Genomic DNA, 23,285 nt, shown 5'->3' with positions numbered 1-23,285 from the left:
TTAAAAAGCACTTTGGAAGTTATAATATATTTAGCATTGAAATTGGTTAAGCGCTCATAAAAAAACCGGCCCTGGCGGCCGGTATGCAATATTGTTATTTTCTTTTTATAATCATGCCCCTGGTGAAGGCAAGTCTGGAGTTACACTTCTAGTCCGTTAATCCACAGCATCAGATACACCAGATCGGCCGAATCCGGCACCGTAATATACCAGCGCGGATGCGCATACTCCTCTTCCTGCGGCCAGCTTGTCTGCCCCGTCACGGTGATGAGGATGTTTACCGCCTGCTTCATCTTTCCCTCAAGATAGATGGCCACGCTGCTGCTGAGTCCCACCCGATGCGGGTGACAGGTCATTTTGACCGGCCCGGTCAGGCACTGCCTGAGCATTGCCCGCAGCCTCACCAGGTGCTGATGTGTCGCCGGGAGCACGCCGGGCTCCCCCTGAGGCGACAGGGTGAAAAGCGCGCCGCCACTGTGCTCATGAATGGCGGGTTCAGGGTACTTCAGTGTCATCATACCGTGGCAGGCTCCTGTTGTTTCTCCGTCAGACCGCGCAGACGGTCCAGATTCTGCGCGACGCGTTTTGCCGCTTCCAGTTCGCTGCAGTGAAATTCATTCATCAGCGCACGGCGTTCGGCTTTCTCTTCTTTTTCCGTCATGCCCAGTGCCAGGAAGAGACTGGGCGGCACGGCACGAAACAGCGCTTCGATCCGTTTCGCCAGCACCACGCCTTCCGTATAACAGCCCGACAGTTTACTGGCGGAAAGCAGCACCGATTCCTGCTCCGGCGTGAGCGCGCGGAAGCGGCTGATATCTTTGACCTCTTCCGGAGGCATGGTCAGACAAATCCACCATTCCGCCATGTTCAGCATTTTTTCGGCAATATCCGGGTAATCTTTAAGGTTCTGGGTGGCCAGCCACAGCCAGGCACCGAGCTTACGCCACATCTTGACCACCTTCGTCATGTAGGGCGACAGCAGCGGGTTGACCGTCACGATATGTGCCTCATCCACCGTGAAGACAATATCCCGGCCCAGAAACTGGTCACGCTCCGCGATGTTGTTAATCATGTTGGTCATCGAGACCATGGTCAGGGCCATCTGCGCCTCGTAGCCTTCACGCGCCAGATGCCCCAGGTCGACCAGCGTCACGTCCGCTTCCGGCCACAGCTCCCCTTCGCGGTTGAACAGCTCCGCCTCAAAGCTGCCGGCCTGGGTAAACATGCCCAGGGATTCCGCCATTTCCGCCGCTTTCGCCTTGCGCTGGGCATTGCGGACATTGATGACACCCTCATCGTTGTCAGAGGCAATGGCATATAACGCCTGCTGCAGGTCAGACGGCAGCATCTGCCGCCCTTCTTTATAAGTGGTATGCGCCGCCATCAGCAGCGCCTCACGTATCATCGCCCTGTCAGCGCGCTTCAGGTCGGCCTCTTCTTTCGGGTCGCCGCCGGTGATCATCATGCGTGCGGAGATTTCCATTTCACCGAGAACGTCACGCTTGTCATCCTCGCCCTCGTCGTCCGTGTCGATATCCGGCAGGTCGCTCTCATCCACGGCCTGGGCGGCCAGGCCTTCTTCCACCAGTTTGTGAGCATCAGCAAATGGCGGCAGGCTGACGCCGCTCCCGGGTTTGACGCTGATTTTGTTCACCGTCAGCCCGAGGCTGTCAAAAAAGTCGGCCAGCAGGCCGAACGAGTTCCCGGCCTCCGCAATAAACAGCCGCGGACGGTGGACGGCCATCAGCTGGGAGAGCGCAGCACACAGCGTGGCCGACTTGCCCGCCCCGGTCGGGCCGAACAACAGCAGATGCGCGTTCTGGGTGCGGTCGAGCTTGTTGAGCGGATCGAATGTCAGGGTATCCCCGCCGCGGTTGAAAAAGCTGAAGCCGGGGTGCCCTGTACCCGTTTCCCGCCCGGTCACCGGCAGAAGACCGGCCAGGTGCTGAACCCATGTCAGACGGGTAAACCAGTGTTTTTTGTCGCTGTCCGGGTTAAAGCACATCGGCAGCGCCCGCAGCCAGCTGTTCAGCGGACCTTCTTCAAACTCCGGACGTACCGGCTGCAGACCGGCCCCGAGCAGCACGGTGGACAGCTCCAGCCGCTTGCGCTTCAGGCTGGTCATGTCATCGCCGCGCAGCAGGAAGGTGATCCCCGCCCGGTACAGCTTGTGCCGGTTGCCCAGATACTCTTTTACCGTCTTCACATCCTGGCGGACGCGGCCCGACTCGGTATTCTCACCGACCGCATTTTTCGACAGCCGGTTAAACTGCTCTTCAAGCCGGTCCTGGGGCTGTACCACCACGGTCATACACACCATGGTCCCTTCCGGAAACATATCCATCAGGGCATTAATTTTCTTTTCACCCCGGCTTTTCTCGCCGGTCAGGGTGCCCGGCTCCGGCGGCGTGCGCAGTTTTTCCACCGCCACCGCGCAGTGCGGCTTGTTGTCAATCCACCACACGCCGTTTTCCGGGTCTGAAACCGGCGGCGTGAACCACAGGGTTTCGGCAAAATCATTGCTGACCGGCACGGTGTCTTCAGGCGTCCCGCGCGGGTCTGCGTAAGCAGCCTGCCGATAGAGCGTGGTTTTCTCCACCCAGTCCGGTGACGGATTGAACAGCCGCAGCAGCCAGCCATGCACCTGCAGGCCATTCTGTCGGGTGCAGCGGATCCCCGCCCCGCCCAGGGCATTAACGACCCGGTCGCACACCTGGTTGAGCATCGCCACCGGCGGCATCGGATCCCGGCTTTTCCCCAGCCAGCGATAAACAACCATCCGGGTGCGGCGCTGCTGCCCGCGCCAGGGCTGGCCGGTAATCAGCGAGTCAGTAAAAAGTCCCTCAGGCCGGGAGATACTGCGAATATGGCGCTCCATTTCACCCAGCCAGGCGTCGGTAAACGCCGTGCGCTGTGCATGTGGTTTGACATACCCGCGCAGCCTGTCCAGGTACGCGTCAGTGTCGTCCTCGTCCTGGCAGAAGAACTGCACGACCCAGGGATTCACGTCATGTTCATCAAAGCTGTCCTGAAGTGCATCCTCAACCGAGTCACGGATCTGCTCCAGGCGCTCTTCGGTTCGCCCTTCGGTCGCCACCGGTGTCACATCATAAACCGCCCCCACCGACACGCCGTCATCAAGCAGGAGACACTGCTCTTCATCGAGAAATTCTGCCCAGGGCAAAAAGTCAATGATGGACGGATTGGCGTGATAAACCTTCTCCTCATTCTGGCGCGTCATTTTCCCGGGGCGCTTCAGGGGTTGCCGGCCCTTCACGGCCGCGGTCAGGGTTTCATCTGCCTGAACGGACTGGTCGTCATCAACCGGCGTCTGCCGGTCGGTGGATTTATTACGCGTAAACAGTGAAAGCATTACAGGGCCTCCGTGCGCTCGCCAGGCATGGCATACTGCGTCTGGCTGTAGAACGGGAACACGGTGCTGTAACCTGGCACCGGCGTGTTACCGTCGGCCAGATGGGGATACAGGTACATCACCATGTCGGGGTTGGGCAGCCGGGGAAACTGCTGGGTGATTTCGCTTTCCTGAGTCCGGCTGTAGCTGCGGTCGGCCTGCGCGTCCGCCTGCGTTTCGCTGCCCGTCAGCGGGCGTCGCAGCGTGTCGCGGGCCGCCGCAGACTGACGGGAGGTACTGCCGCCACCGTCCGCACCGTTCCACAGTTCCAGCATGGTGTTATCGCCCGCCGGCAGCATTTCCTCTTTGGAGGTTGAGCAGCCGCTGAGCATCACACAGCTCAGGGCCAGAATGAAAACCGTTCTGCACATTACCGGTATCTCCTTTGTGAGGCGGCCGGATCGTAACCGCCGCAGATAAAAACGAACGCACTGACATTCAGCAGGTGCCCCGGCTCCCGTAATGTCATACGCGGGCAGTAAAGCCGGCGCGGGATTTTCGGGCTGCGCCACGAAACGGCACAGTCCCGGGCACTGAGCGGCAGGGAGAACCTGCCGATATCCAGTAAAAGCTGGTCATCGCGCCAGCGCAGTAAAGGTGCACCGGCAGCCAACAGCGCAACGGGTTGTAGCAACAGAACAGCAGAAGACGCAGGGATCACGTCAATATGCCAGCCTGCCCCGTCGCTGAACGTCCGGCACACGGATGAAAGAGGGAAAACGTTATCTGTCCCGCCATGGCCGTGTACTCAGTCCAGTCCGCCGTTGTCGCTGACGCCACCCGGCAGGGTGAAGTCGTAGCGCACCTTACGGCCCTTATCTTCATAATCAATGGCCAGCTGACGGGTGATATGCACGGCGAGACGGGCACCCGGCGGCACATAAATAGCATCAAACGTCATCCCGTAGCGTTGTTTGATCCAGTCCGTGGTTTCAGACATGCCGCCGGAAATGGCTTTCCCCAGCGCCGCCTGTCCGGCGTCGCCGGTCATGGTGGCGGAAATGCCATTCACGTTATTCTGCGTGGTGTACTGCCCCTGGCTCATCGCTTCACCCGCCGCACCGGCAGCCGACAGGCCAAAGATGGTCGGCAGGTAGGTGGAGGCGTTGGACTTACGTTCGCCGCCAATGCACGGGATCCCGTTTTCATCCGAAATCCAGCCGATACCGCCACTGGTGCCGGTATCCTGTTTAGCCTGAGCGTTATTATTCTGCCCGCCGGCGTTGTTACTGGTGTCTGGTCTGGGGAGGGTGCGCACCGTACCGTCGGAAAAGACAAAGGTGACGCTGTTAACCTGCCCGCGCACGCAGGACAGCGTCCAGTCACCGCTGGCCGTCCCGGAAACAATCGCCCCTTCGACGTCCGGTAACTCGATGCCATTCGCCGTCAGGTTATCCTTACCGATAAGCACCTTGAACGGATAAGGGTCGGTCACGGTGCCGTTGATGGGCACACGGCCAAGCAGTGCCGTCATGGCGCGGCTGCCGACCAGCGTGGAATTTTCCGGCAGCGTGTAAACCGGCTCGGCGCTCTCTTCCGCCCCTTTTTCATTCGTACGTCCCTTCACTTTCTCCTCATAAGCGGCTTTCTGGCGGGTCAGCTCATTTTCCCCCAGAAAAGAGGTCGGGAACTGAGGTGAGGCTTTGCCGCTGGCCGCATCCCGCGGATCCGTCTCTTTCTGGTCCGTCGGCGCGACCCACATCATGCCGTCGCTGCCCTGAGAAGCGCTCCCCCCGGTGCTGCTGCCCATGCCGTCCAGGCCCAGCCCCAGCGGGATATCGCTGTCCGCCGTTTTTTTCTCGCTGTCAGGCTTTTTGAGTTTGTCGGTCAGCTCCTGGATTTTCGCCGTCAGGCTCAGTTGTTCGTTCTGAAGCTGAGCCTGACGTTTGTCGTACTGCTCGCGCAGACCATTAACGGCCTCATTCACCTGCCCTGATACGTCCTGATTGCGCCGGCGCAACCGTTCGTTTTCTTTCACCAAATCCGCGTTCTGCTTATCCAGCGCTTTCTGACGGTCACGCACATCGTTCAGCCGGCCGATGAGCGTGCGCAGGGTGTCCTCCGGCGTGTCGCCTTCCACCCCCAGCGCCTTCAGTTCATCCGGCGAGAGGTTTTTCAGGGCACCGCCGCTTTGTTTTGCCTGAGGTTGTTCTGCCGGTTCGTTTTTGCAGCTTTTGAGCCCCACGGCCAGCCCGGCAATCACCACGGCCGGCACGATAAACTTCACCAGGGCATTGGATTTAATCTGCATGGCGGGCCTCCTGTTTTACCGCACGGGCCGCTTTACGCAGCGCAGACGGCTCAGCAATAAATGCGCTCACCGGACGACCGGCGGTCACCACATACACCGTGGTGGTGTCTTCCGGCGTGCCGGCCGGACCGACCCAGCGGTGCTGGAAGGTGGCTGACACAAACTGTCCCTGCAGCGCACGCGGATCCAGAACGACTTTACGGCTGCCGGTGTTCGTGAGCCTGAGTGCCACCACGCTGCGGTTTGCCACGCCCCAGCCAGCCAGCGGCGTGACCGTTAATGGTTCAGAGGGATACAGCGTGCTGACACGTCGGGGCAGATGAGGATTGACCGGATGAATACCCGGGACCGCCTCGATCGTACGTGCCGGAGCATAAAGGCTTTGGGCGGCATAGCGGGTAAGCAGCACCGGGATGGGGGCGCTGTAGCGGAATTTTTTACGCCTGGCCTGGGTGCCATCATCGCTGCCGGTGGGAACCGATGAGCCTGATCCGGAAGCAGCCCGGTCTGCACCACCTGGCTGACCGGCCGCATCAGACGCCTGGCTCAGCGTGCTGACATCACCGCTGTAGACCAGCCGGACCGGCTCAGTCGGCCCTTTTTCACCGGCGGCGATATCAAACAGCAGAACCTCGCCGCTTTCCACATCCTGCAGCTGCACCCGCGTCTGCGGAAAGGCGCTGTCGGCTTTCAGGTAGACGGCTCCCCCGGTGCTCTGCACACGGAGTTTACCGTTAAGCGCCGGCGGAAAACCAACGCGGACGTTTTTGTCCACAAAGACCACCCGCTCCTGCCCCACCTTCAGGGGGATCTGCAGCGGAATACGCTCCCATTTCATCAGCTCATCTGCGCCGGCAGGACGTGATACCAGTGTTGCCAGGGGCAGCAGGGCGAAGGACAGCGCCATCAGCCCGGCACGGTAGTGGGGGTTTTTACTCATCACTGAAACACTCCTGACTTCTCCGGTTTAGGTGCAGGCGGTGCCGCCTCCAGACGCTGGGGCACACCGGCATAACAGTCCAGCGCCAGACCAAACGGGTTGCGCTCCGCATCACCTTCCCAGCGCACCACTTTCAGCGGGTAACGCACCAGGGCGCGTTTGACCGGCTCGGCATGGAAATATTCATCAGCCACCACGTCCAGGCGGGCAATCCAGTGATCGCGATCCTGTACGGTCACGCTCTGTGACTGGTAACCGCGACCGGGCACTTCATACACCACGCGCACGCGGTCGGTGAGCTCCCCGGCGTCACCGCGTTTCTTTGCATCCGCTTTCAGGAAATCCTGACAGGACGGCGTCAGATACGGCGACAGCGCATTGATTTTGGCGGAATAGTCCACCTCGCCATTTTTCGGCCAGGCATTGAGCTGCTGAAAGATGTAGAACGCGAAGGAGTAGACTGTCGGGGGAGGCACTTCCCACCAGGGGCGCGTGCTGCCGGTACGTAAATCCGGCGGGTTATGTACGGTCAGCTTGCTGGGTGCCAGCATCCATCCGGCACAGGTGAATAAAAGAAAAAAGGCGAGCACGGCGCAGGCGATGCGCAGCGTCTGAATATGCTGGTCACGGTCTTTTACCGCATGGCGAAAACGGCTCATGAGGCTCTCCTGTTACGTTTCACTGACCAGCCCCGGGCATCCACAATCAGTTTCGGATTGCCCATCCCCAGCCGGCGTTTTTTCGTCTCCAGTCGCTGCCAGAGCCAGTTCTCGGGCTTGCCGCGCTTGAGCCTGGCCATCCAGCGACCGCCGAACCAGACGAGCAGCAGCGGCATGACCAGCAGACCGGTGGGAACGACAACCCAGCCGGCAAGCGGTATAAACGGCAGTGACAGGAGCAGACCCGCACCCGCGCCGGCAAGGGCAGCCAGCCCCATCTCATGGGTGGTGAATCCGCGAAACACCACGGGCTCACTGTTGAGACGGTCAGGTAAAAAACGAATGGTCTGCATCGTCGTGAACTCCTACAGAATGATTTCTGCGGACTTGCCCAGCAGCCAGATAACGGCAACCAGCAGAACCACACCCACCACGATGATGGCGCCAAATTTGGTCCAGGTTGCCCGCTCATTGCGTACTTCAGTGAAGGTATGGACAGCAGCAATCGCGACGTTGATGAAGGCGATGGCTGCCACAACCAGACCACCAATGACCACACCGTCCTGCAGATAGCCCTTGATCTGCCCCATCAGCCCGCTTCCGCCTCCGGACTCCGGCGCTTCAACGCTTGGCAAATCCGCAAAGGCCGGTTTGCAGGTGAGCCAGCCCAGAATGGCAAGCGTACCGGCGCGGGTCAGCGCACGGCTGCCAAGACGGCGCAGGCGGGCAACAACAGACTCAGAATGGTGCATGGGATTCTTCTCCTGACTTAACGTTCATAATCGGGTTAACTGGCAAACATCCAGATACACACAAGCAACAGCAGCACGGTGCGGACGGCAAAACGCCCCAGGGCCGCGTCCCGCACTTTTGTGTTACTCCAGCCGGTCCAGACATCCGACAGCGCCCACGCGGCCCATAAAAAAAGAAACGCCAGCAGTGCCCCGATGCAGAGCAGATGAAGGATGTTCACATCAAGACTGCCGGAGCCGGCTTTAAACGCGTTCGTTTGTTCGGATGTCATGGGCATCAGGGCCGCTCCCGCCGGTAATTACCGGCCACAAAAGACGGGTCACGCGGTTGCGCGCGGGAGGGCTCCAGATAGCGGTCAATGCCTCTGCGGATGGTGTTGAGATCGGATGTGGCCTGACGGTAATCAAAGAAAAAGCGGCCACGGTCAGCCGGGTCGGCCTGTGCAGCCGCCACGCGGGCCCGCTCAAGCGACGCCTGAACCTGGTCCAGCTGACGCTGAACAGACGCAAGCTCATCTTTCTCAGATGCCTGTGCAGCAGCTGATGCCAGAAAAGTCAGCAATACCAGGCCGGTGATGCCCGGGACACGGCTGTTGCGCCGCATGGCCGGACGATTTGAATTCATACGCACCTCCAGAAGGATTAAGGGGTGCGGACAGGATGCGGAAGAGGGAACGTCGGGTCAGCGATAAACCCTAAACAGGAATTTCAAAATTAATTGCGGGTCAGTGCCGGTGGCAGGTTTAGCTGTAAATAAAGGTTCATTGTGATATTAAGAAAAACTCAACGGTAAACAGAGGGAAAATGAAAATGATGAATACTGTTCAGAAGGCCACGTTAATCACTGCACTGATTACCGGCCCTGTTCTTGCGGCCGACGGTACTGGCAAAGTCCAACTTTCAGACCTGCATTTCGCCACAGCAGCAAATGGTTTGCAGCAAATTGAAGGCACGGGAACGAACGTGTCAGGTGGGCCTGTGAAGACTGTAATTGTCAAATTCAACTTGCTTCAGAATGGGGCAGTAATAGGAAATACGGCATCGATGGCTCAAAATCTGGAGCCGGGTCAGCAATGGAAGCTACAGGCACCCTACGACAGCATAACCAACAAGCCAGACAGCTTCAAAGTGACAGAACTGACGGTATTTAATAACTGACACTGACGCGCCAGTAACGGTCGTTTCATGGCTTGTCTGCTGACGGCAGGCGCGCAAAACAAGTTTTGCACGCCTCCGTCCAGCCCTGATTTAAAGATAATGAAATGAGCGCCTCCTTACTCAGGCCAATGGGGTAACCTCGTCCCGCTCTTTGCTCAAACCCTTTGAACCAAGCCACTTCTATAAGAGACATACTGATGACCAATTACATTACTTTGTCTTCAATTATCAAAGCTGCCGAAAGGATTGAAAATTCAGTTATCAGGACCCCCACAGTTGGTTCTCCTGGATTGTCGGATCTGCTGGGAAGAAAGGTGTTTCTCAAACTGGAGAATTTGCAGGCTGGCGGCTCTTTTAAAGCCAGGGGAGTCCTGAATCTGCTTTCCGCTTTTTCCGGTAATCTGAAAGATTACCGTTTCGTTGCCGTCAGTGGCGGTAACTTTGGTATCGCAGTGGCAGAAGCAGCCAAAGCGCTGGATCTAAACGTGACCGTGATTATGCCAAAAAATGCCCCGGCCTCATCCATTGAGAAAATACGCCATTCCGGTAGCACAGTTATTCTTGACGAAGATGTCAGTTCCGCGTTTGAACGGGCAAACACGCTTGCTGAGCAGGGATACCACATAATTGATGACTGTAGCGATACACTTGTCGCCGAAGGATATGGAACCCTGGCACTGGAACTTATTGAAGATTGCCCTTCATTGACTGATGTATTTGTTGCAGTGGGCGGCGGTGCAATGCTGGCAGGCATCGCGACAGTACTAAAATCCCGTAACCCACATATTCGTATATGGGGGGTGGAAACCGAGGGGGCTAATTCTATGTACCAGGCATTGAAGGCAGGAAAACCCGTGAATGTGGACATAACCTCAGCCATTTCAACCCTTGGCGTCCCTGTGATTGACCGCCTCATGCTGGCACACGCGCAGCGCTACACTGAAAAGGTCATCACCGTGTCGGATAGCGACGCCATACAAGGCATGCTTTCTTTTGGCGAGAAAGCATGCCTGTGGGTCGAACCGGCCGCCGGGACACTTATTCCTGCAGTGATCTCAGTTATACCCGGAATGCCTGATAATGCAGTCATTGGACTCATCATTTGTGGCGGTAACATTACGCAACGAGAGATGAATGAGTGGGCGAAAAATACAGATGTTATTTAGGTAATGCACTAGCGTACTACAAGCAGTGAAATATTTATCTGATCCCTGTTATGTTGCTGTTTATAAGAGATTTTCCTACTCGCTAATTCATATGGAGTAATCCAAAATGAAACTTATGCCAGTCGGTGTCGATATTGCCAAAAACGTGATGCAGGTGCACTTCGTTAATACAGATACAGGCGAAATTTTTAACAAGGCAATCAAGCGCGCGAAGTTTATTGAGTTTTTCACCAATCGTTCACCCTGCCTAATTGGCATGGAAGCCTGTGGCGGCGCACATCACTGGGCCCGGTAGTTAAGCAGGCTCGGCCATCAGGTGAAACTGATGCCGGGCGAATTCGTCAAAGCCTTCAATATCCGTAACAAGAATGATAAGGCAGATGCTCAGGCAATCTGACGAGCCGTCCAGCAACCGGGCAAAGCCGTTGCGGTGAAGACGGAGGATCAACAGGCCATGCTTGCCCTGCACCGTATACGTTCGCAGTTACTGATATTTCGGCTGATGCAGACCAACGCTTTACACGGTTTACTTGCTGAATATGGCGAGGTGATGCGTACAGGGCATGCCAGCCTCATTAAAAATGTTCCCGATATTCTTGCCCGCCTGTCCGGACGCTTACCGGCAGTACTCATAGACAGCCCGCCTGAACAACTGAGTGAAGTTGAAAGAACGGACGGCCGGATTGCTGATATTGAACGGCGGATACGCGAGCTGAGCAGAGATGACCCCGGAGTAAAAACCATCAGTGCCATTCCCGGCGTGGGCTTCCTGACTGCCACTGCTGCGGTTGCCTCAATGGGTAATGCGGACGCCTTCCGTTCAGGGCGGAAAGTTGCTGGGGATCAGCAAGCGGGGCAACAAGTACCTGCGAAAACTGCTGGTCAACGGTGCGCACAGCGTCATACAGAATGCCCGTGAGCCGGGACCCTGGGTTACAGAGATGATAAAACGGCGACCGCTCAACGTTGTCTCCGTGGCACTGTCCAACAAAATGGCACGTATTATATGGGCTGTGCTGGGGCACGGCAGGCCCTATCGGAAGGAAGCTGCTCTTGACTGAGTACTTTCATTACGAAATCACAATGTATAAGCAGAACATCAACAGGTTGCACAGGCAGTGTATGTAATGACAGAACAGGTCAGACCGGGACTCATCAGGCCTGAAAGAAGTACCGAACTCCATGTTCGCAGAGATAATTGAGGTGTGGGTCAGCGGATTTCATTAGGGTCAGCAGCCGCTCTCGCAGCTGCATAAAGACCGGATATATAGTCGCAATCGTCCTGTCCGTCATCAAGTACAAAGCCTGGCAAACGGGAGGCGCTCATATATACTTCTTGAACGAAGCCGTGGTCACGGTCACGGCGATACCCAGCAGGACAGCCGCCGGCAACAACAGCAGATTGGGGTAGACTGCAGTGGGCCAGGAAAGGTACAGCATAGCGGGCACCACAGCGGCCGGTTTGAGCAGCTTCCTGGCATGGTGATAGACAAAAGAACTTTCATACCCCGCCCCATAACGCCGCAGATCACGCCGCCCCAGCCCCTCAACCAGCGCCACCACCACGACCAGCACAAACAGCGGCACGGACAGCACCAGAATGGTGACGCGTACCAGGGTGATAATGCTTATCCATACCGTGGCCAGCAGGTATTCACGCAGGTAGCCGGCAAGCCAGCCGCTCCAGCTGTTGATTTCCCGGGTGACGGCATTGTCACTGTGCATCTGGTGCGCATACTGCTGCCGGACCTGGTCAAGGAAGCCACTGTCCACAAAGGCCCACTGATAGGCAGTGGTCACCCATCGAACGACGGTCACGGAAGGCTCAGACAACAGCAAGCTCCGGGTGAACTCCGTGGACAGCCATCCCAGCTCGGTATTCATGACCGCTTCACTGTGCGCCGCCCCGGCTTCCGGCCGGAAGAACGCGATGCCGATATATTCAATCAGCAGGCTCAGCAGCAGCGAGGACAGCACCACGCCCACCAGGGCCCATGGCCAGCCCCAGAGCAGGTTATACAGCATGCCGTGTTTGTGCTCTGGCAGCGTCTGCTGCTGCGGGGGACGTTTTACCTCAGCCATTCTCCCCTCCTGTGACCGGCACGTTCAGGGCCGGACCATCCCGCCACCAGGATTCGCCGCTGTGATAGCTGCGCCGCATCTCCTCCGCTATTTTCTCGATGCTTTCCGGCATCAGCACATCATCAGCATCCCCGGCAGGCAGCGGCATGCGGATTTTCCACAACTGCCCGCCCTCCAGCAGGGCAAACGCCTGCCCTTTTGGCAACGTCACGATATCGGCCGGCTCCAGCAGCGGGACTTTTACCGTCCCGACGCGGTCCTGGGTGCTTGAAGTAAAGTCATGGTCTGCATTGACATCTGCCGTGTCCTGGTGCCCGGAGACCAGCGTTTTGGTGTAAATCTCCACCTGCGGCAGCTGCGTGGTCAGCAGCTCGGCGGTGCGGTTCTCCCTGACGCGCAGCATAATCAGGTTGTTAAAGTTACCCTGTACCTGGGCCGTCTTGGCCGCATTCCCAATGCGCGCCTCAATATCAGAAGACGTCTGGGTATAGGCCGTCACCTGCATGCCGGCACCGCCCCCTTTGTTGATGAGAGGAATAAACTCATCGCCCATCAGCTCGTTAAACTCATCGCAGTGCAGGTTAATCAGGGGCTTCCCTTCTTTCCCGCCCGGCAGGCCCGCATTGATACCGTGTTTGTAGATATGGCCGGCCACGCTCACCAGATCGGCGAACATGGAATTGCCCACGGCACTTGCCACCATACTGTCGCTGAGCGCATCGAGTCCCACATAGATCACGGCTTTTTTACGGATGATTTGCTCCCAGTCAAATATGGGCCGTGAGTCATCCATATCGAGATAGTCGGGAGTCAGCAGTTCAGCGGTCTTGCCGGTGGTCAGTTTTTCCAGCAGCGGCAGCAGGGACGCCACAATTTTGTCAAAGTAAGTACGGTCATAACGTACCGCTGAACGCAGTCCGTCGAGAATGGGATCATAGAGCTTCTTACCTTCTTCTGAACTCAGCGCAACCTCAATGGCCCAGATACGTAAGGCATCCGGCTGCCCCTGCATGTTACGGGGCACGTCGTCCTCTCCCAGCACCTGCTGATTATTCTCAATCTGCGTCTGCAGGGCCGGCAGCTGCGCCTGGATGATTTTCTCCGCATAGCGGATATAGAGATCGGCGATATTGTTCACATAACGCATAATCAGCGTGTAGTCAGGACGTTCCCCCAAGGCGACCAGCGCACGGGCAATGATATTGACGAACCGCCAGGCAAATTCGCGGAATGCCGCGCTGTTCCCCTCACCCGACAGCTGACCGGCCACGCGGGACGCCACCTCTGACACGCGGCCAAAACGCCCGACGGCATTATAACGGGCTGAAATTTCAGGCCAGCCGAGATGAAAGATATACAGCTCATCCCCGCGCCCGGCCCGGTGGGCCTCTGCCCAGACGCGTTTCATCAGGTCTGCGTCGCCTTTTGGATCAAACACGATGGTGACTTCACCCCGCCGGATATCCTGGGTGACCAGCAGCTCGGCCAGCCGGGTCTTACCGACGCGCGTGGTGCCATAAACCACCGTATGGCCAACGCGCTCCCCCAGGGCCAGGGTGACGTCTTTTTCGTCGGGCTCGATGCCGTGCAGCGCCGGATTCCCGCCCACCGGCGGTAACGGCCGCACCGGGTTCAGCGGTGTATCAGCACTCAGCAGCTTGCTCAGCCAAGGCAGACGGTGCTCTGTCATCATTTCGAGCTGACGCGCCCCCAGGTAAAAGCGGTTTGGCTGCAGGTAACGGGCCACCTCCGGGCGCAGCGTATCCTGCAGGCGCTGGGTGTGTTTCTGCGTCCAGCGGAACCCCCGGCCGAGAAACAGGCGACGATGGCTAACGGGGATCTGTTTAGTGCTCATGACATAGCGCGGCAGGCGGCGGAGATTCCGGCGATAGCGAATAATCTTCATCCCCTGATGGGTGCGGGTGACAGCCAGCGCCGCAAACCCGGCGGCAGTGACATAGCTGACAGAAGGTGCCAGGGCAACAGCCCAGGGTGCCTGGACACAGATATACGCCGCCATGCCCGACACCACGGCGGTATTCAGCTCAACGGCCGGACGCAACAGGGCTTCAATAACGTAACGGTTACTCATCGGCTGCCTCCTTTATGATTTTACCGTCGGCCATGCGGATATACGCGGCCTTTCCGGCACCGTCTTCCCTGCGGAGCAGACAGTGGTAATACAGGGCATTCGCCAGTAAGCGCCAGAGCACACACACGACATTCGACAGAATGAAAAAAATGAACCATACGGCCCGCAATGACAGCAGGTAATTGTCCGCCGCGGTTTCTGTGGAGACGGCAGTGACGGTGCAGGCTACCGGCTTTGCCTCAGGTGAAGTCGCATTATCAGGCACCGGGCATTCCTCCCACATGTAGTGCCCGGGCGGCGCGGTGCGCCATGCCGTTGCCTCCTTCTGCAACTGGTCGTTAAGGTCACTGACCGGATGGCCGAAAACAAGCCAGGCGAGCAGGCAGACACCGCCGAAAGCCGCAGGCACGAAAACGGCATGACGGAATAAACAGAACACAAGCCACAAAGCGTAACGCAGGCTGTTCAGGATGATGTGCATAAGCGATTCCTCAGAGATACTGCCGGATGTCCTGCCCGGCGAGAATGGCCAGCAGGCGTTGCCCGCTGATGATGCGCAGGCGCGGTGACGCCGTACGAAGGCTGCGGCTCATCTTTCCGGTGCGGCCCGTGTGGACAAACAGCCCCCGGCGGCCGGACTGCAGGAGAAGCCGGTCAAAGTCCTCAACATGTGCGGGGGAAACAGCACGGCTGTACCGTTTGGCCTGGATAAGCCAGTGCTCACCGTCGATGATGACCTGACCATCAAGGCCGCCGTCACCGCTGTAAGAGGCATTGCGCACCACGGTCAGCCCCTGGCGTTCAAAGGCAGACAGCAACAGCTCTTCAAAGACATACGGACTGACTTTGCGCAGATAAGTCAGACGCTGCCCGTCTCCCGGCAGGAGGGTCAGCTTATTCAGTACCCGGTCCGCCGTTGCCCGGTATCGCCGGTGACGGCGGGTGCTGGCGTTCTTCCGACGGCGCAGGTTCAGAAAGGCCATCACCACCAGGAACAGGATGGCCAGCATGGCAATCCCCACGGGGTGCCCTGTCAGCAGACCTTTAAGCGGTATCGCTACCATTACGGCCTGACCTGCTGCGTCAGGCCGGTATCGTTGATAAGTACCGGATAATGCGCAATCTGCAGGCGACGGGCCAGCTCGCTACCGGAAGCCGGGGCCAGTTTGACACCGGGTGCCAGTTCGCGCAGCTCGCGCACGGTATCCATGTCTGTGACGTTGACTATCATCCCGGCCGCATGCTGTTCAGCCAGCGCGCCGGCATTGGCCTTCAGCCATTCACGGGACAGGGCATCATCCCCGACCAGAAACAACGCCCCGATGCCGGGCAACTGCAGCGGCCGGTCAGCCACGTTTCCCGGGCGCAACTCCGGCGTGAAAACCGGCAGCATGGCGGCTTCCCCCTGCAGAACGGGTGACGGGGGTGAAGGCGCGGTGTCGTTTTCCGTGCTCATGCCGGGCTGTTTATTGACGGCCTCAAAATACGGGGCGGCATCCTGACCGCCCAGATCAGCAATCACGTTCAGTTCAGCATGGCCGGCCAGGGGAAGGAGGGTAAACAGCAGTAAGGACAGCGTTTTCATCAGGGTTATCTCCCGGGTTCAGTCCAGAGGAAGCCTGGATCGGGGGTAAGCGCAGCAGCCGAACGGGGCGCTTCAGCTGCCGGCGCAGAAATGCGGGATGCAGGGCTGATTTTTGCCAGATGCCCTCTCACAATGGCGCGGTAACGTGCAGCAGGCTGACCACCTGCGGGATGGTGGTAGCAGCCAGCCGCATCCAGCCAGCTTCCGGGCTTACGCGCCCAGCACTCACGCAGAATGGCGGCGGCGGCGTTCAGGTTGGTGTAAGGGTCAAACGCATCCCACGTTGAGGCAAAATGATGACCGTTCCAGCCCAGATTGACCTGGGCAATACCGACATCGATGCGCTTAAGCGGGTGACGCTTCATAAAGACCTGCAGCGCCTGCCAGGCCTGCAGGCGCGTCTCATAGCGATACCCTTTGCCTGCCACGTTGATGGTCCAGGGCCATGGCCGTACTCCGCGGGGAAGTTTGCACGAAGACTCGCTCAGTGATACCGAGTAAAGCGCTTCCGGGGGCACGCCGTGCGCCATGGCCACGCGGACGTAACCCTCCGGCACCGTCTGGTCAGCATGGCCGTCAGGGACGGCCGCCATCAGTAAGCCCAGCGCCAGCGCGCCGGTCAGAACGCTGCGATTGCCCATTTACCGTCTCCCGCCTGCTGCAGTAAAACCGGCATCAGGCCGTTACCAAAGCGCATCCACCGGCCGCCGTCGTGGTTAAGCGTGATCTGGCGCTTGCGGACCTTTTCCACGGGAATGTGATGGTCCCGTGCCCAGTTGCGAAGCGCATCATCACTGCCCTGGCTGTCGACCAGATAGATGTCCACCGGCCGGTTGTCAGCCAGCACGGCAGACAGTTTCGCGTCGCAGGTGGCGCAGTCTTTTGACCTGACGAACAGCGCCAGCCGGCCACCACTGTCGTGCGCCACGCCGGAGGCGTTCCCCATATTGACCGGCAGCGTGCCCGGATACAGGCGCTGCCAGGCCGCGTTCACCTCACGCTGGAAATCAAGCTCCTTCTGGGTGCGGGCAAACTCTTCCTTCACCCACTTTTCAGCAAACTTACGGCGCTCTGCCGGCGTCTGCGCCTCAATACCCAGGGTGGAAAGCGGATCGAGGCCCGGCGACTGGATACCCCGGGGTCCCTTCATCAGCTGCTGATAACGCTGATAATCGTCGGCGCTGAGTCCCCACTGACCGGCCTGCTGCTGCAGGTTTTGTTGTGCGGAGTCCGCCCGTTGTGTTGACGCCTGCCGGCTGACATCCGTCTGCCCTGATGTGGTCGCGGCCAGGGTCAGGGGGCTCAGCAGCATGGCGGCTAAAAAGGTATGTTTAAGTTTCATCATTCGATCCGTTATTCTGCTCTGAGCACGGTCAGGCGGCCGTTAACCCGAAACGTCGCCTCACCATAACCGGCGCTGACCAGCGTCCAGCCGGCCACGGTTTCGCCCTCTCCGACCAGGGCCACCTGCGACAGGCTGCTGTATCCCCGGGGCGCGATGGCTGCCCAGGACTCTGCCCCCCGCTTCTCCACTCCCGTCAGCACAAAAGGCGCAGTGCGGGCCACGCGAAGGGACGAAGCAGAACGACGTGTGTCAGCGGGACGGGGCTTTTTTGCAGCAGGCGCGTTTTTTTTGACCGGTGCGGCGACAGGTGCGGCGGGTGCGGGTGCCGGCTGTGATTTCAGCGCTGTCAGTTGCTCCGTCAGCGCACTCAGGCGGGTTTCCAGCCCCTGCCGGGCGTCCTGAAGGGTTCGCAATGACTGACGCACCACTTCGTCGCTGCCTGCCTGTTTCGCAACAACACTGAGCCGCTGTTGCACCTCGCCGAGATTTTTCCGCGTATCCTGCAGACCGGCTCTGAGCGTGGTCACATCTGACTGCAGGGCCGCAACTGTCTCAACAGTGGCCGCTGTACTGCCCTGAGATTCAAGGCGTGTAAGGCGTTCATCAAGGTTCGATATGCTCAGACTGAAGGCGGTGTAGCCCAGCGCCAGAATGCCAGCCAGCGCCACACCGCCGGCAGCGCCCCAGATGAGGCGGCGGCGGGGACGCCAGCTGAATCTTTTACGGGCCGGAGCGGGGTCCGTATGGAATGGTTGCTGTTCGCTCATTTTCTCAGAAACCCTCCGCTGACAGGTTTAACCGGTACTGACTGAGGTGCGATGATGGCCGGTTGTGACACTGCTGACAGCGCAGGCGTGGACCAGGTGCTGACCGGCGGCGGAAGCTGGGTGACCGGCAGCTGGTAGCCGTCGCGCAGGCTGTGGCAGACCACCCGCTGCACATCGTCCACTTCCAGTTGCCAGGCCGGACCGGCCAGGACCTGCAGGGCAGTACGCAGGCGCATCGGGCCCAGCTGGTACTGGACTGCCGGCAATGCCTGGCGGTAAAGCACGCCGTTGGCAGAACCGGTCGCGCACAGGGAATAACCGGACTGGCGCAGGGCGTAACGCAGCGCATCCGCCACGGTAGGATGCAGGGATGACGGGATGCGAATATCAATAATCTGCGAGAGAGGGTCACGCTGGGCCGCCTGCGGATCGGTACTGACCAGCAGATAACGATCGTAGCGCACCACTTCCGGCGTCCGCGCATACTCGTCCGGAGAGACCGGCAGAACGTTGCGGGTGACGGTTGTGCCGGGGGTCGGATCCGCAGGCGCACGTTGCTGCAACTTTTGCGGCTGGGAAACACAGCCCGCAAGGAGCAGCAGGGGAAGAACAGTGGCAAGCCTGCCTGGTGAAAATATGTTGTGAGCGGTGTTACGTTTCATCCGGAATTTTCCTGTACAGTGACAAAACAGCCCTCACTGTGCGGAATCGGTCCGGTTTCACTCAATTAACAACTGATTTTCCGTTGATGAAAAAAAACGCCGGCAAAAGCCAGCGTTTTTCACTAATAGCGCGCTGTCAGGCTACTTTATGGGGACGATGGGCCACATCGCCGCGGCCTTCAAGCAAACCCGCAACAGAAATGTCTTCGTCCAGCGCGTCCCAGTGGATACCACGGGGACTCAGTTCATAGCTGTTAAGCTGTTCAGTTGAAGCATGCAACAGGCGTGGAAACCATGCCAGCGGCACACCGATGGTACGGGCGTCGTTGAGTTCAACCCACATCGTGGCCTCATCGAAGCTGACCCGTTTAGCTGAAATAGTCATTCCAGGCCTCCAGAAACAATGCTTGGTTATCTTCAACGATCCCCGTCAGTTCTTTTAATACCCGTGAATTAAACCCGTCGTTACTGGTCAGTGCCACTGATGGCGTTAACCAGAATTTGGCTTCACTACCTGCTTTCATTACGTGAATGTGTGCAGGTTCGAGAGGGTTACCTTCATTAGAATAAAAAAAGAACCGGAAACCGTTGATCCTCAGTATAACAGGCATGTCAGTTATCCTTAAATGCTGACCGGATTATGTGTAAGTTCAGAGCAACTCCCAGACAGGCTGTTCAGAGTGCATGGATTGCCGATTTTGGTACTCCATACCCGAAGCCAATGAACGGTATATCGTCATCGAAGTCCATCGGTGGCGCACCGGCACTGCTGCCGGAAGCCTGGCCACTGTGAGCCGGCCCTGAAGGTTGCTTAGGCTGCCCCCAGTCATTCCGGGAAGACGTATTCTGTCCGCTGTCGGACTGTCGGCCGCCAAGCATCTGCATGGTGCCACCAGTATTGACCACCACCTCTGTGGTGTATTTATCCTGGCCGGCCTGATCGGTCCATTTGCGTGTGCGCAGCTGGCCCTCGATGTAAACCTGGGAGCCTTTACGCAGATATTCACCCGCAATTTCTGCCAGCTTGCCGAAAATAACCACCCGGTGCCATTCGGTCACTTCTTTCTGTTCGCCGGACTGCTTATCGCGCCAGCTCTCAGACGTGGCCAGAGAAAGGGTGGCAACTGCGCTGCCGTTAGGAATATAACGAACTTCAGGATCCTGGCCGAGGTTTCCGACAAGAATAACCTTGTTAACGCCGCGTGAGGACATAATCAATTCTCCTGTAAGGAATAAAGACACACCCCGCGAACGGGGTGTGTCAGGTGCGCATCAGAATGAGTTTTCTGCGTAGTTTTGTTGTGCAGCAGAGCCATTCTGCGGCGGCACGGAGTCAGATTTTTCAGTCTTATAAACCATGTCCTGGCCTATTTTGATCCAGTCCACCTTTATCAGGCGGGCTTTCAGACTGACACGCTGTTCACCGGCATGGTCGCCCTTGTTCAGCGTAAATATGTCCGTGGACGGGTTACTCAGGTTAAAGCCCAGCAGGACTTTTTTGTCTTCATCGACGGCTTTCTGGCAGCGAGCGATAAGGCTGGAAGCCTCTTTACCTGCGACAGAAATGTCAAAACGAACGTAGGCCGGATTATCAGTCGGACCACTCAGTGCATTGATGACGCAGCTGAGGAACGAGCCATTCTGATGGTTAACCTGGCGGATGTTGCTGAGATACCCGATGCCTTTGATAGTCAGGTTGAAGTACTCAGATTTTGCAGATGCAGAAGTATTGTTTGCAGACATGATGTTTTCTCCACGGAGGTAAAAAAAGGTACGGCGGAGAAACCATCTGCCCTGACGGGAGTAGTTTCCCGTCGGGGGTCAGGATCAGCTGAATCCTGATAGTCTGGTATGTTGAAAGGACCTCAATCACTGTGCAGTGATATCCGTTTCCAGAGGTTAAACGGATTTACCACCCGAGGGTATCCTCTCTCAGGCTGCGAGGATTTTCCGGTCACCCGAAGGTGTTTCTCTCAGACCGGTGAAACGTTAGCTGGCAGTCACCCGAAGGCGTTTCTCTCAGACTACTGAAACTTTAGCTGGCTGTGAAAAACAGCGGTAAGCACTGTTGATTTTTAAACCAAACAAGCCTGGTGTCAACCCATAAAACCAGAAATGAAAACGGCGCTGCATATGCAACGCCGTGGGGGCTGTACCAGACCTTAATGTATCTCACTACTCCGGGGATCAGTTCCCGACGCGATTTTCACGGAGCGCATGCGTCTTACAGTTCCTGCCAGATGTGCGATGGCAGACCGTCGTGCCGGTTGCCAGATTAATCCCGTTAAAGTTAAGCTGGCTGCCTCCGGCAAAGGGGTACATATCGAAGCGTAGTCACATTAGCAGAACCCGGCCCGGGGTTGTACAGTGAAATAACTCATCACTGTGCGGATGATTCTGTTTTTGTCCCTGTTGCTGCTTTTTTGCGCTTTGTGGCCTTTTTCCCGTTGGTGTTAATAATACCTTTGCAGTCTGGGTAACGCACACAACCCCAGAAATCTCCTTTCTTACCCTGGCGTTTACGCATGGGCCCTTTGCATAACGGGCAGGGGGGCGTGACGGGAGCGGTAATTTTCACACTGTCCTGGCGGCCTTTTTCAATCAGGTGACGGGTCCACTGCAGCTGCTTTTGCATAAAGACCGCAAGCGACATTTTCCCCTGCGAGATATCATCCAGTGCCTGCTCCCATAACGCGGTCATGCCCGGGCTCGTCAGCGTTTCCGGCAGGGCCGCAATCAGCTCCCGGGCTATCTGCGTGGAATGTATATGCTTCCCTTTTTTATCCAGATAACGCCGCCTGAAAAGAGTTTCGAGTACTGCCGCACGCGTCGCCTCAGTGCCCAGGCCTGCGTTATCACGCAGCACTTTCTTCAGCTTCGGGTCACTGACGAAACTGGCTGCGTTCTTCATGGCAGCGATCAGCGTCCCCTCCGTGAACGGTTTAGGCGGGCTGGTTTTCATATCCTTAACCTCAGCACCGGTGACAGCGCAAATATCCCCTTTTGCCAGCGCTGGCAGCGCCATACTGTCACCGTCGACGTCCTCTTCGTCGTCATCTTTTTCAGCCTGGAACAATGACTTCCAGCCCGTCACCACACCGACTTTCCCGCGTGTACGGAACAGCTGGCCACCAATATTGAAAGACGCCTCCGTCACGTCAGATTCCTGCAGCGGAAGGAACTGAGCGAAATAATGCTGGCGAATCAGCTGGTAGACCTTCAGCTCATCGGCGCTGAGGCGCGACAAATCAAATGCCTGCCGGGTGGGAATGATGGCATGGTGCGCGGTGATTTTCTTGTCATTCCAGACACGCGAGACAAACTGCCTGTCCAGCTGATTCAGTACCGGGGCCACAGTGGGATCGGATTTAGCCACTGCTGCCAGAACGTCGGGTATTTCCTGCTGCATGGAGGTTGGCAGAAAGCCGCAGTCTGTACGGGGGTAGGTGGTCGCTTTGTGGGTTTCGTAAAGGGACTGGGCAATGGCGAGCACATCATTTGCGCCCATGCCGAATTTTCGGGAACAGACCTGCTGAAGGGTGCCCAGGTCAAAACAGAGCGGCGCAGCCGTTTTCTCCCGCTTCTGTGTCACCTCCAGTACCGCAGCCCTGCCCTGCTGCTGACAAAGCTGTCCCACCGCCCGCGCTGCCTGGGGATTAATGCAACGCTTTTCCTCGTCACAGTACTGCTCAACGGGCACCCAGCCCGCCCGGAACCGGACGCCCTCTTTTTCAATAAGCGCATGTACCTGCCACCAGGGCTTTGGCACGAAGGACGTAATTTCATTATCCCGGTTAACCACCATGGCAAGCGTCGGCGTCTGTACCCGCCCGACGGACAGCACTTCTGACACCCCTGAGTCACGGGCTTTGAGAGTATAAAGGCGGGTCAGGTTCATACCGATGAGCCAGTCAGCCTGGCTCCGGCCCTTGCCGGCATCATACAGCAGGGCTGTTTTTTCCCCGGGAAGAATATTGCCCAGTGCTTCCTTCACACTGGCCTCATCCAGGGCTGACAACCAGAGCCGGCGTACCGCGCCACTGTAGCGGCAGTATTCCAGCAGCTCACGCGCGATCACCTCGCCCTCGCGGTCGGCATCGGTGGCGATGACCACCTCAGACGCCTTTTTGAGTAGCTTACTGATAACGGTGAACTGCGATTTTGTCTGCTCTTTGACGACCATTTTCCAGGCCTCAGGCAGCACAGGCAGAACATCGGCACGCCATGGTCTGCCATACTGCTCGCCATAGGCTTCAGGGCTGGCAGTTTCAAGCAGATGACCAATCGCCCAGGTCACAACGATGTTACCACCGCTGATAAATCCCTGCTCACGCTTGCTGATACCCAGCACGCGGGCAATATCCTTTGCCTGGGAGGGTTTCTCACAAAGAAAGAGTTGCATGTGTTGCCTCCC

27 protein-coding genes and 1 pseudogene are annotated in these 23,285 nt (G+C 57.8%); 3 read left to right on the top strand and 25 right to left on the bottom strand.

Features of this window, described 5'->3' with window-relative positions:
• Positions 1-140: 140 nt before the first annotated feature.
• The 11 genes from ACU8XX_RS04065 to ACU8XX_RS04015 form a co-directional block, all read right to left on the bottom strand.
• Positions 141-518 carry a hypothetical protein gene (locus ACU8XX_RS04065; protein WP_003029753.1) on the bottom strand — a complete coding sequence of 126 codons (378 nt, stop codon included), beginning with the start codon at positions 516-518 and terminating at the stop codon, positions 141-143.
• Positions 515-3,373 carry a conjugative transfer ATPase gene (locus ACU8XX_RS04060; RefSeq protein WP_058684974.1) on the bottom strand — a complete coding sequence of 953 codons (2,859 nt, stop codon included), beginning with the start codon at positions 3,371-3,373 and terminating at the stop codon, positions 515-517. The genes ACU8XX_RS04065 and ACU8XX_RS04060 overlap by 4 nt, the downstream gene beginning before the upstream one ends.
• Complete coding sequence (locus tag ACU8XX_RS04055; RefSeq protein WP_003029750.1) at positions 3,373-3,783, bottom strand: TIGR03751 family conjugal transfer lipoprotein; 411 nt, start codon at positions 3,781-3,783, stop codon at positions 3,373-3,375. The genes ACU8XX_RS04060 and ACU8XX_RS04055 overlap by 1 nt, the downstream gene beginning before the upstream one ends.
• The gene (locus tag ACU8XX_RS04050) at positions 3,783-4,073 is read right to left on the bottom strand and encodes a hypothetical protein (protein ID WP_003029748.1); all 291 of its coding nucleotides are present in this window, start codon (positions 4,071-4,073) and stop codon (positions 3,783-3,785) included. The genes ACU8XX_RS04055 and ACU8XX_RS04050 overlap by 1 nt, the downstream gene beginning before the upstream one ends.
• Positions 4,074-4,160: 87 nt before the next feature.
• Positions 4,161-5,663: a TIGR03752 family integrating conjugative element protein gene (locus ACU8XX_RS04045; protein WP_003029746.1), complete on the bottom strand. Its 1,503-nt coding sequence runs from the start codon at positions 5,661-5,663 to the stop codon at positions 4,161-4,163.
• The gene (locus ACU8XX_RS04040; protein WP_058684973.1) at positions 5,653-6,603 is read right to left on the bottom strand and encodes a TIGR03749 family integrating conjugative element protein; all 951 of its coding nucleotides are present in this window, start codon (positions 6,601-6,603) and stop codon (positions 5,653-5,655) included. Before ACU8XX_RS04040 ends, ACU8XX_RS04045 begins: the two co-directional genes overlap by 11 nt.
• On the bottom strand, positions 6,603-7,262 hold the full coding sequence (locus tag ACU8XX_RS04035) for a PFL_4703 family integrating conjugative element protein (RefSeq protein ID WP_004115533.1): 660 nt from the start codon (positions 7,260-7,262) through the stop codon (positions 6,603-6,605). Before ACU8XX_RS04035 ends, ACU8XX_RS04040 begins: the two co-directional genes overlap by 1 nt.
• The gene (locus tag ACU8XX_RS04030; protein WP_004115534.1) at positions 7,259-7,615 is read right to left on the bottom strand and encodes a TIGR03750 family conjugal transfer protein; all 357 of its coding nucleotides are present in this window, start codon (positions 7,613-7,615) and stop codon (positions 7,259-7,261) included. Before ACU8XX_RS04030 ends, ACU8XX_RS04035 begins: the two co-directional genes overlap by 4 nt.
• Before the next feature lie 12 nt (positions 7,616-7,627).
• A complete protein-coding gene (locus ACU8XX_RS04025) occupies positions 7,628-8,014 on the bottom strand; it encodes a TIGR03745 family integrating conjugative element membrane protein (protein ID WP_102981636.1) in 387 nt (128 codons plus the stop codon).
• 35 nt (positions 8,015-8,049) lie between these two features.
• On the bottom strand, positions 8,050-8,292 hold the full coding sequence (locus ACU8XX_RS04020) for a TIGR03758 family integrating conjugative element protein (RefSeq protein ID WP_003029734.1): 243 nt from the start codon (positions 8,290-8,292) through the stop codon (positions 8,050-8,052).
• Complete coding sequence (locus ACU8XX_RS04015) at positions 8,292-8,639, bottom strand: integrative conjugative element protein, RAQPRD family (RefSeq protein WP_058684972.1); 348 nt, start codon at positions 8,637-8,639, stop codon at positions 8,292-8,294. The genes ACU8XX_RS04020 and ACU8XX_RS04015 overlap by 1 nt, the downstream gene beginning before the upstream one ends.
• 185 nt (positions 8,640-8,824) lie before the next feature.
• Here ACU8XX_RS04015 and ACU8XX_RS04010 point away from each other — a divergent pair, with 185 nt between their 5' ends.
• The 3 genes and pseudogenes from ACU8XX_RS04010 to ACU8XX_RS04000 all read left to right on the top strand — a co-directional run bounded on the left by ACU8XX_RS04010 (position 8,825) and on the right by ACU8XX_RS04000 (position 11,399).
• Positions 8,825-9,172, top strand: coding sequence for an FxLYD domain-containing protein (locus tag ACU8XX_RS04010; protein ID WP_003029729.1), 348 nt, complete (start codon positions 8,825-8,827; stop codon positions 9,170-9,172).
• Positions 9,173-9,369: 197 nt separating this feature from the next.
• On the top strand, positions 9,370-10,338 hold the full coding sequence (locus ACU8XX_RS04005) for a threonine ammonia-lyase (RefSeq protein WP_003029727.1): 969 nt from the start codon (positions 9,370-9,372) through the stop codon (positions 10,336-10,338).
• 106 nt (positions 10,339-10,444) lie between these two features.
• A pseudogene (locus ACU8XX_RS04000) lies at positions 10,445-11,399 on the top strand (IS110 family transposase).
• A 262-nt stretch (positions 11,400-11,661) separates the two neighbouring features.
• Here ACU8XX_RS04000 and ACU8XX_RS03995 read toward each other — a convergent pair.
• The 14 genes from ACU8XX_RS03995 to ACU8XX_RS03930 form a co-directional block, all read right to left on the bottom strand.
• The gene (locus tag ACU8XX_RS03995; protein WP_003029719.1) at positions 11,662-12,420 is read right to left on the bottom strand and encodes a TIGR03747 family integrating conjugative element membrane protein; all 759 of its coding nucleotides are present in this window, start codon (positions 12,418-12,420) and stop codon (positions 11,662-11,664) included.
• On the bottom strand, positions 12,413-14,512 hold the full coding sequence (gene traD / locus ACU8XX_RS03990; RefSeq protein ID WP_003029716.1) for a type IV conjugative transfer system coupling protein TraD: 2,100 nt from the start codon (positions 14,510-14,512) through the stop codon (positions 12,413-12,415). Before traD ends, ACU8XX_RS03995 begins: the two co-directional genes overlap by 8 nt.
• Complete coding sequence (locus ACU8XX_RS03985; RefSeq protein ID WP_003029713.1) at positions 14,505-14,993, bottom strand: hypothetical protein; 489 nt, start codon at positions 14,991-14,993, stop codon at positions 14,505-14,507. The genes traD and ACU8XX_RS03985 overlap by 8 nt, the downstream gene beginning before the upstream one ends.
• 10 nt (positions 14,994-15,003) lie before the next feature.
• A complete protein-coding gene (locus ACU8XX_RS03980) occupies positions 15,004-15,576 on the bottom strand; it encodes a restriction endonuclease (protein WP_058684971.1) in 573 nt (190 codons plus the stop codon).
• Positions 15,576-16,097 (bottom strand): integrating conjugative element protein, encoded by a 522-nt coding sequence (locus tag ACU8XX_RS03975; protein ID WP_003029708.1) that lies wholly within the window; start codon positions 16,095-16,097, stop codon positions 15,576-15,578. Before ACU8XX_RS03975 ends, ACU8XX_RS03980 begins: the two co-directional genes overlap by 1 nt.
• A gap of 5 nt (positions 16,098-16,102) precedes the next feature.
• Positions 16,103-16,738 carry a transglycosylase SLT domain-containing protein gene (locus ACU8XX_RS03970; protein ID WP_003029706.1) on the bottom strand — a complete coding sequence of 212 codons (636 nt, stop codon included), beginning with the start codon at positions 16,736-16,738 and terminating at the stop codon, positions 16,103-16,105.
• Positions 16,717-17,439, bottom strand: a complete 723-nt coding sequence (locus ACU8XX_RS03965; RefSeq protein WP_003029704.1) for a TIGR03759 family integrating conjugative element protein — start codon at positions 17,437-17,439, stop codon at positions 16,717-16,719. The genes ACU8XX_RS03970 and ACU8XX_RS03965 overlap by 22 nt, the downstream gene beginning before the upstream one ends.
• Positions 17,440-17,450: 11 nt before the next feature.
• Positions 17,451-18,209 (bottom strand): hypothetical protein, encoded by a 759-nt coding sequence (locus tag ACU8XX_RS03960; RefSeq protein ID WP_003029702.1) that lies wholly within the window; start codon positions 18,207-18,209, stop codon positions 17,451-17,453.
• On the bottom strand, positions 18,206-18,871 hold the full coding sequence (gene pilL2 / locus ACU8XX_RS03955; RefSeq protein WP_003029699.1) for a PFGI-1 class ICE element type IV pilus protein PilL2: 666 nt from the start codon (positions 18,869-18,871) through the stop codon (positions 18,206-18,208). Before pilL2 ends, ACU8XX_RS03960 begins: the two co-directional genes overlap by 4 nt.
• Positions 18,872-19,007: 136 nt before the next feature.
• The gene (locus ACU8XX_RS03950; RefSeq protein ID WP_003029697.1) at positions 19,008-19,256 is read right to left on the bottom strand and encodes a DUF2442 domain-containing protein; all 249 of its coding nucleotides are present in this window, start codon (positions 19,254-19,256) and stop codon (positions 19,008-19,010) included.
• Positions 19,240-19,482 carry a DUF4160 domain-containing protein gene (locus tag ACU8XX_RS03945; RefSeq protein WP_003029696.1) on the bottom strand — a complete coding sequence of 81 codons (243 nt, stop codon included), beginning with the start codon at positions 19,480-19,482 and terminating at the stop codon, positions 19,240-19,242. Before ACU8XX_RS03945 ends, ACU8XX_RS03950 begins: the two co-directional genes overlap by 17 nt.
• 64 nt (positions 19,483-19,546) lie before the next feature.
• Complete coding sequence (locus ACU8XX_RS03940) at positions 19,547-20,083, bottom strand: single-stranded DNA-binding protein (RefSeq protein WP_058684970.1); 537 nt, start codon at positions 20,081-20,083, stop codon at positions 19,547-19,549.
• Positions 20,084-20,143: 60 nt separating this feature from the next.
• On the bottom strand, positions 20,144-20,614 hold the full coding sequence (locus ACU8XX_RS03935; protein WP_003029691.1) for an STY4534 family ICE replication protein: 471 nt from the start codon (positions 20,612-20,614) through the stop codon (positions 20,144-20,146).
• Between the two features lie 637 nt (positions 20,615-21,251).
• A complete protein-coding gene (locus ACU8XX_RS03930; RefSeq protein ID WP_003036629.1) occupies positions 21,252-23,273 on the bottom strand; it encodes a DNA topoisomerase III in 2,022 nt (673 codons plus the stop codon).
• Between the last annotated feature and the right edge of the window lie 12 nt (positions 23,274-23,285).

The sequence above is a fragment of the Escherichia sp. MAL-1 genome (assembly GCF_052948035.1).
This window is presented reverse-complemented; position numbering and strand designations above follow the sequence as displayed.

Coding starts and splice junctions, on each gene's coding strand:
- ACU8XX_RS04015 (WP_058684972.1), bottom strand. CDS start 8,639: ATGAATTCAAATCGTCCGGCCATGCGGCGCAACAGCCGTGTCCCGGGC.
- ACU8XX_RS03940 (WP_058684970.1), bottom strand. CDS start 20,083: ATGTCCTCACGCGGCGTTAACAAGGTTATTCTTGTCGGAAACCTCGGC.
- ACU8XX_RS03960 (WP_003029702.1), bottom strand. CDS start 18,209: ATGAGCGAACAGCAACCATTCCATACGGACCCCGCTCCGGCCCGTAAA.
- ACU8XX_RS04010 (WP_003029729.1), top strand. CDS start 8,825: ATGATGAATACTGTTCAGAAGGCCACGTTAATCACTGCACTGATTACC.
- pilL2 (WP_003029699.1), bottom strand. CDS start 18,871: ATGAAACGTAACACCGCTCACAACATATTTTCACCAGGCAGGCTTGCC.
- ACU8XX_RS03995 (WP_003029719.1), bottom strand. CDS start 12,420: ATGGCTGAGGTAAAACGTCCCCCGCAGCAGCAGACGCTGCCAGAGCAC.
- ACU8XX_RS03970 (WP_003029706.1), bottom strand. CDS start 16,738: ATGGGCAATCGCAGCGTTCTGACCGGCGCGCTGGCGCTGGGCTTACTG.
- ACU8XX_RS04045 (WP_003029746.1), bottom strand. CDS start 5,663: ATGCAGATTAAATCCAATGCCCTGGTGAAGTTTATCGTGCCGGCCGTG.
- ACU8XX_RS03950 (WP_003029697.1), bottom strand. CDS start 19,256: ATGACTATTTCAGCTAAACGGGTCAGCTTCGATGAGGCCACGATGTGG.
- ACU8XX_RS04030 (WP_004115534.1), bottom strand. CDS start 7,615: ATGCAGACCATTCGTTTTTTACCTGACCGTCTCAACAGTGAGCCCGTG.
- ACU8XX_RS04020 (WP_003029734.1), bottom strand. CDS start 8,292: ATGCCCATGACATCCGAACAAACGAACGCGTTTAAAGCCGGCTCCGGC.
- ACU8XX_RS04035 (WP_004115533.1), bottom strand. CDS start 7,262: ATGAGCCGTTTTCGCCATGCGGTAAAAGACCGTGACCAGCATATTCAG.
- ACU8XX_RS04060 (WP_058684974.1), bottom strand. CDS start 3,373: ATGCTTTCACTGTTTACGCGTAATAAATCCACCGACCGGCAGACGCCG.
- ACU8XX_RS03965 (WP_003029704.1), bottom strand. CDS start 17,439: ATGAAACTTAAACATACCTTTTTAGCCGCCATGCTGCTGAGCCCCCTG.
- ACU8XX_RS03975 (WP_003029708.1), bottom strand. CDS start 16,097: ATGAAAACGCTGTCCTTACTGCTGTTTACCCTCCTTCCCCTGGCCGGC.
- ACU8XX_RS03985 (WP_003029713.1), bottom strand. CDS start 14,993: ATGCACATCATCCTGAACAGCCTGCGTTACGCTTTGTGGCTTGTGTTC.
- ACU8XX_RS03930 (WP_003036629.1), bottom strand. CDS start 23,273: ATGCAACTCTTTCTTTGTGAGAAACCCTCCCAGGCAAAGGATATTGCC.
- ACU8XX_RS04005 (WP_003029727.1), top strand. CDS start 9,370: ATGACCAATTACATTACTTTGTCTTCAATTATCAAAGCTGCCGAAAGG.
- ACU8XX_RS03980 (WP_058684971.1), bottom strand. CDS start 15,576: ATGGTAGCGATACCGCTTAAAGGTCTGCTGACAGGGCACCCCGTGGGG.
- ACU8XX_RS03945 (WP_003029696.1), bottom strand. CDS start 19,482: ATGCCTGTTATACTGAGGATCAACGGTTTCCGGTTCTTTTTTTATTCT.
- ACU8XX_RS04065 (WP_003029753.1), bottom strand. CDS start 518: ATGATGACACTGAAGTACCCTGAACCCGCCATTCATGAGCACAGTGGC.
- ACU8XX_RS04025 (WP_102981636.1), bottom strand. CDS start 8,014: ATGCACCATTCTGAGTCTGTTGTTGCCCGCCTGCGCCGTCTTGGCAGC.
- ACU8XX_RS03935 (WP_003029691.1), bottom strand. CDS start 20,614: ATGTCTGCAAACAATACTTCTGCATCTGCAAAATCTGAGTACTTCAAC.
- traD (WP_003029716.1), bottom strand. CDS start 14,512: ATGAGTAACCGTTACGTTATTGAAGCCCTGTTGCGTCCGGCCGTTGAG.
- ACU8XX_RS04040 (WP_058684973.1), bottom strand. CDS start 6,603: ATGAGTAAAAACCCCCACTACCGTGCCGGGCTGATGGCGCTGTCCTTC.
- ACU8XX_RS04055 (WP_003029750.1), bottom strand. CDS start 3,783: ATGTGCAGAACGGTTTTCATTCTGGCCCTGAGCTGTGTGATGCTCAGC.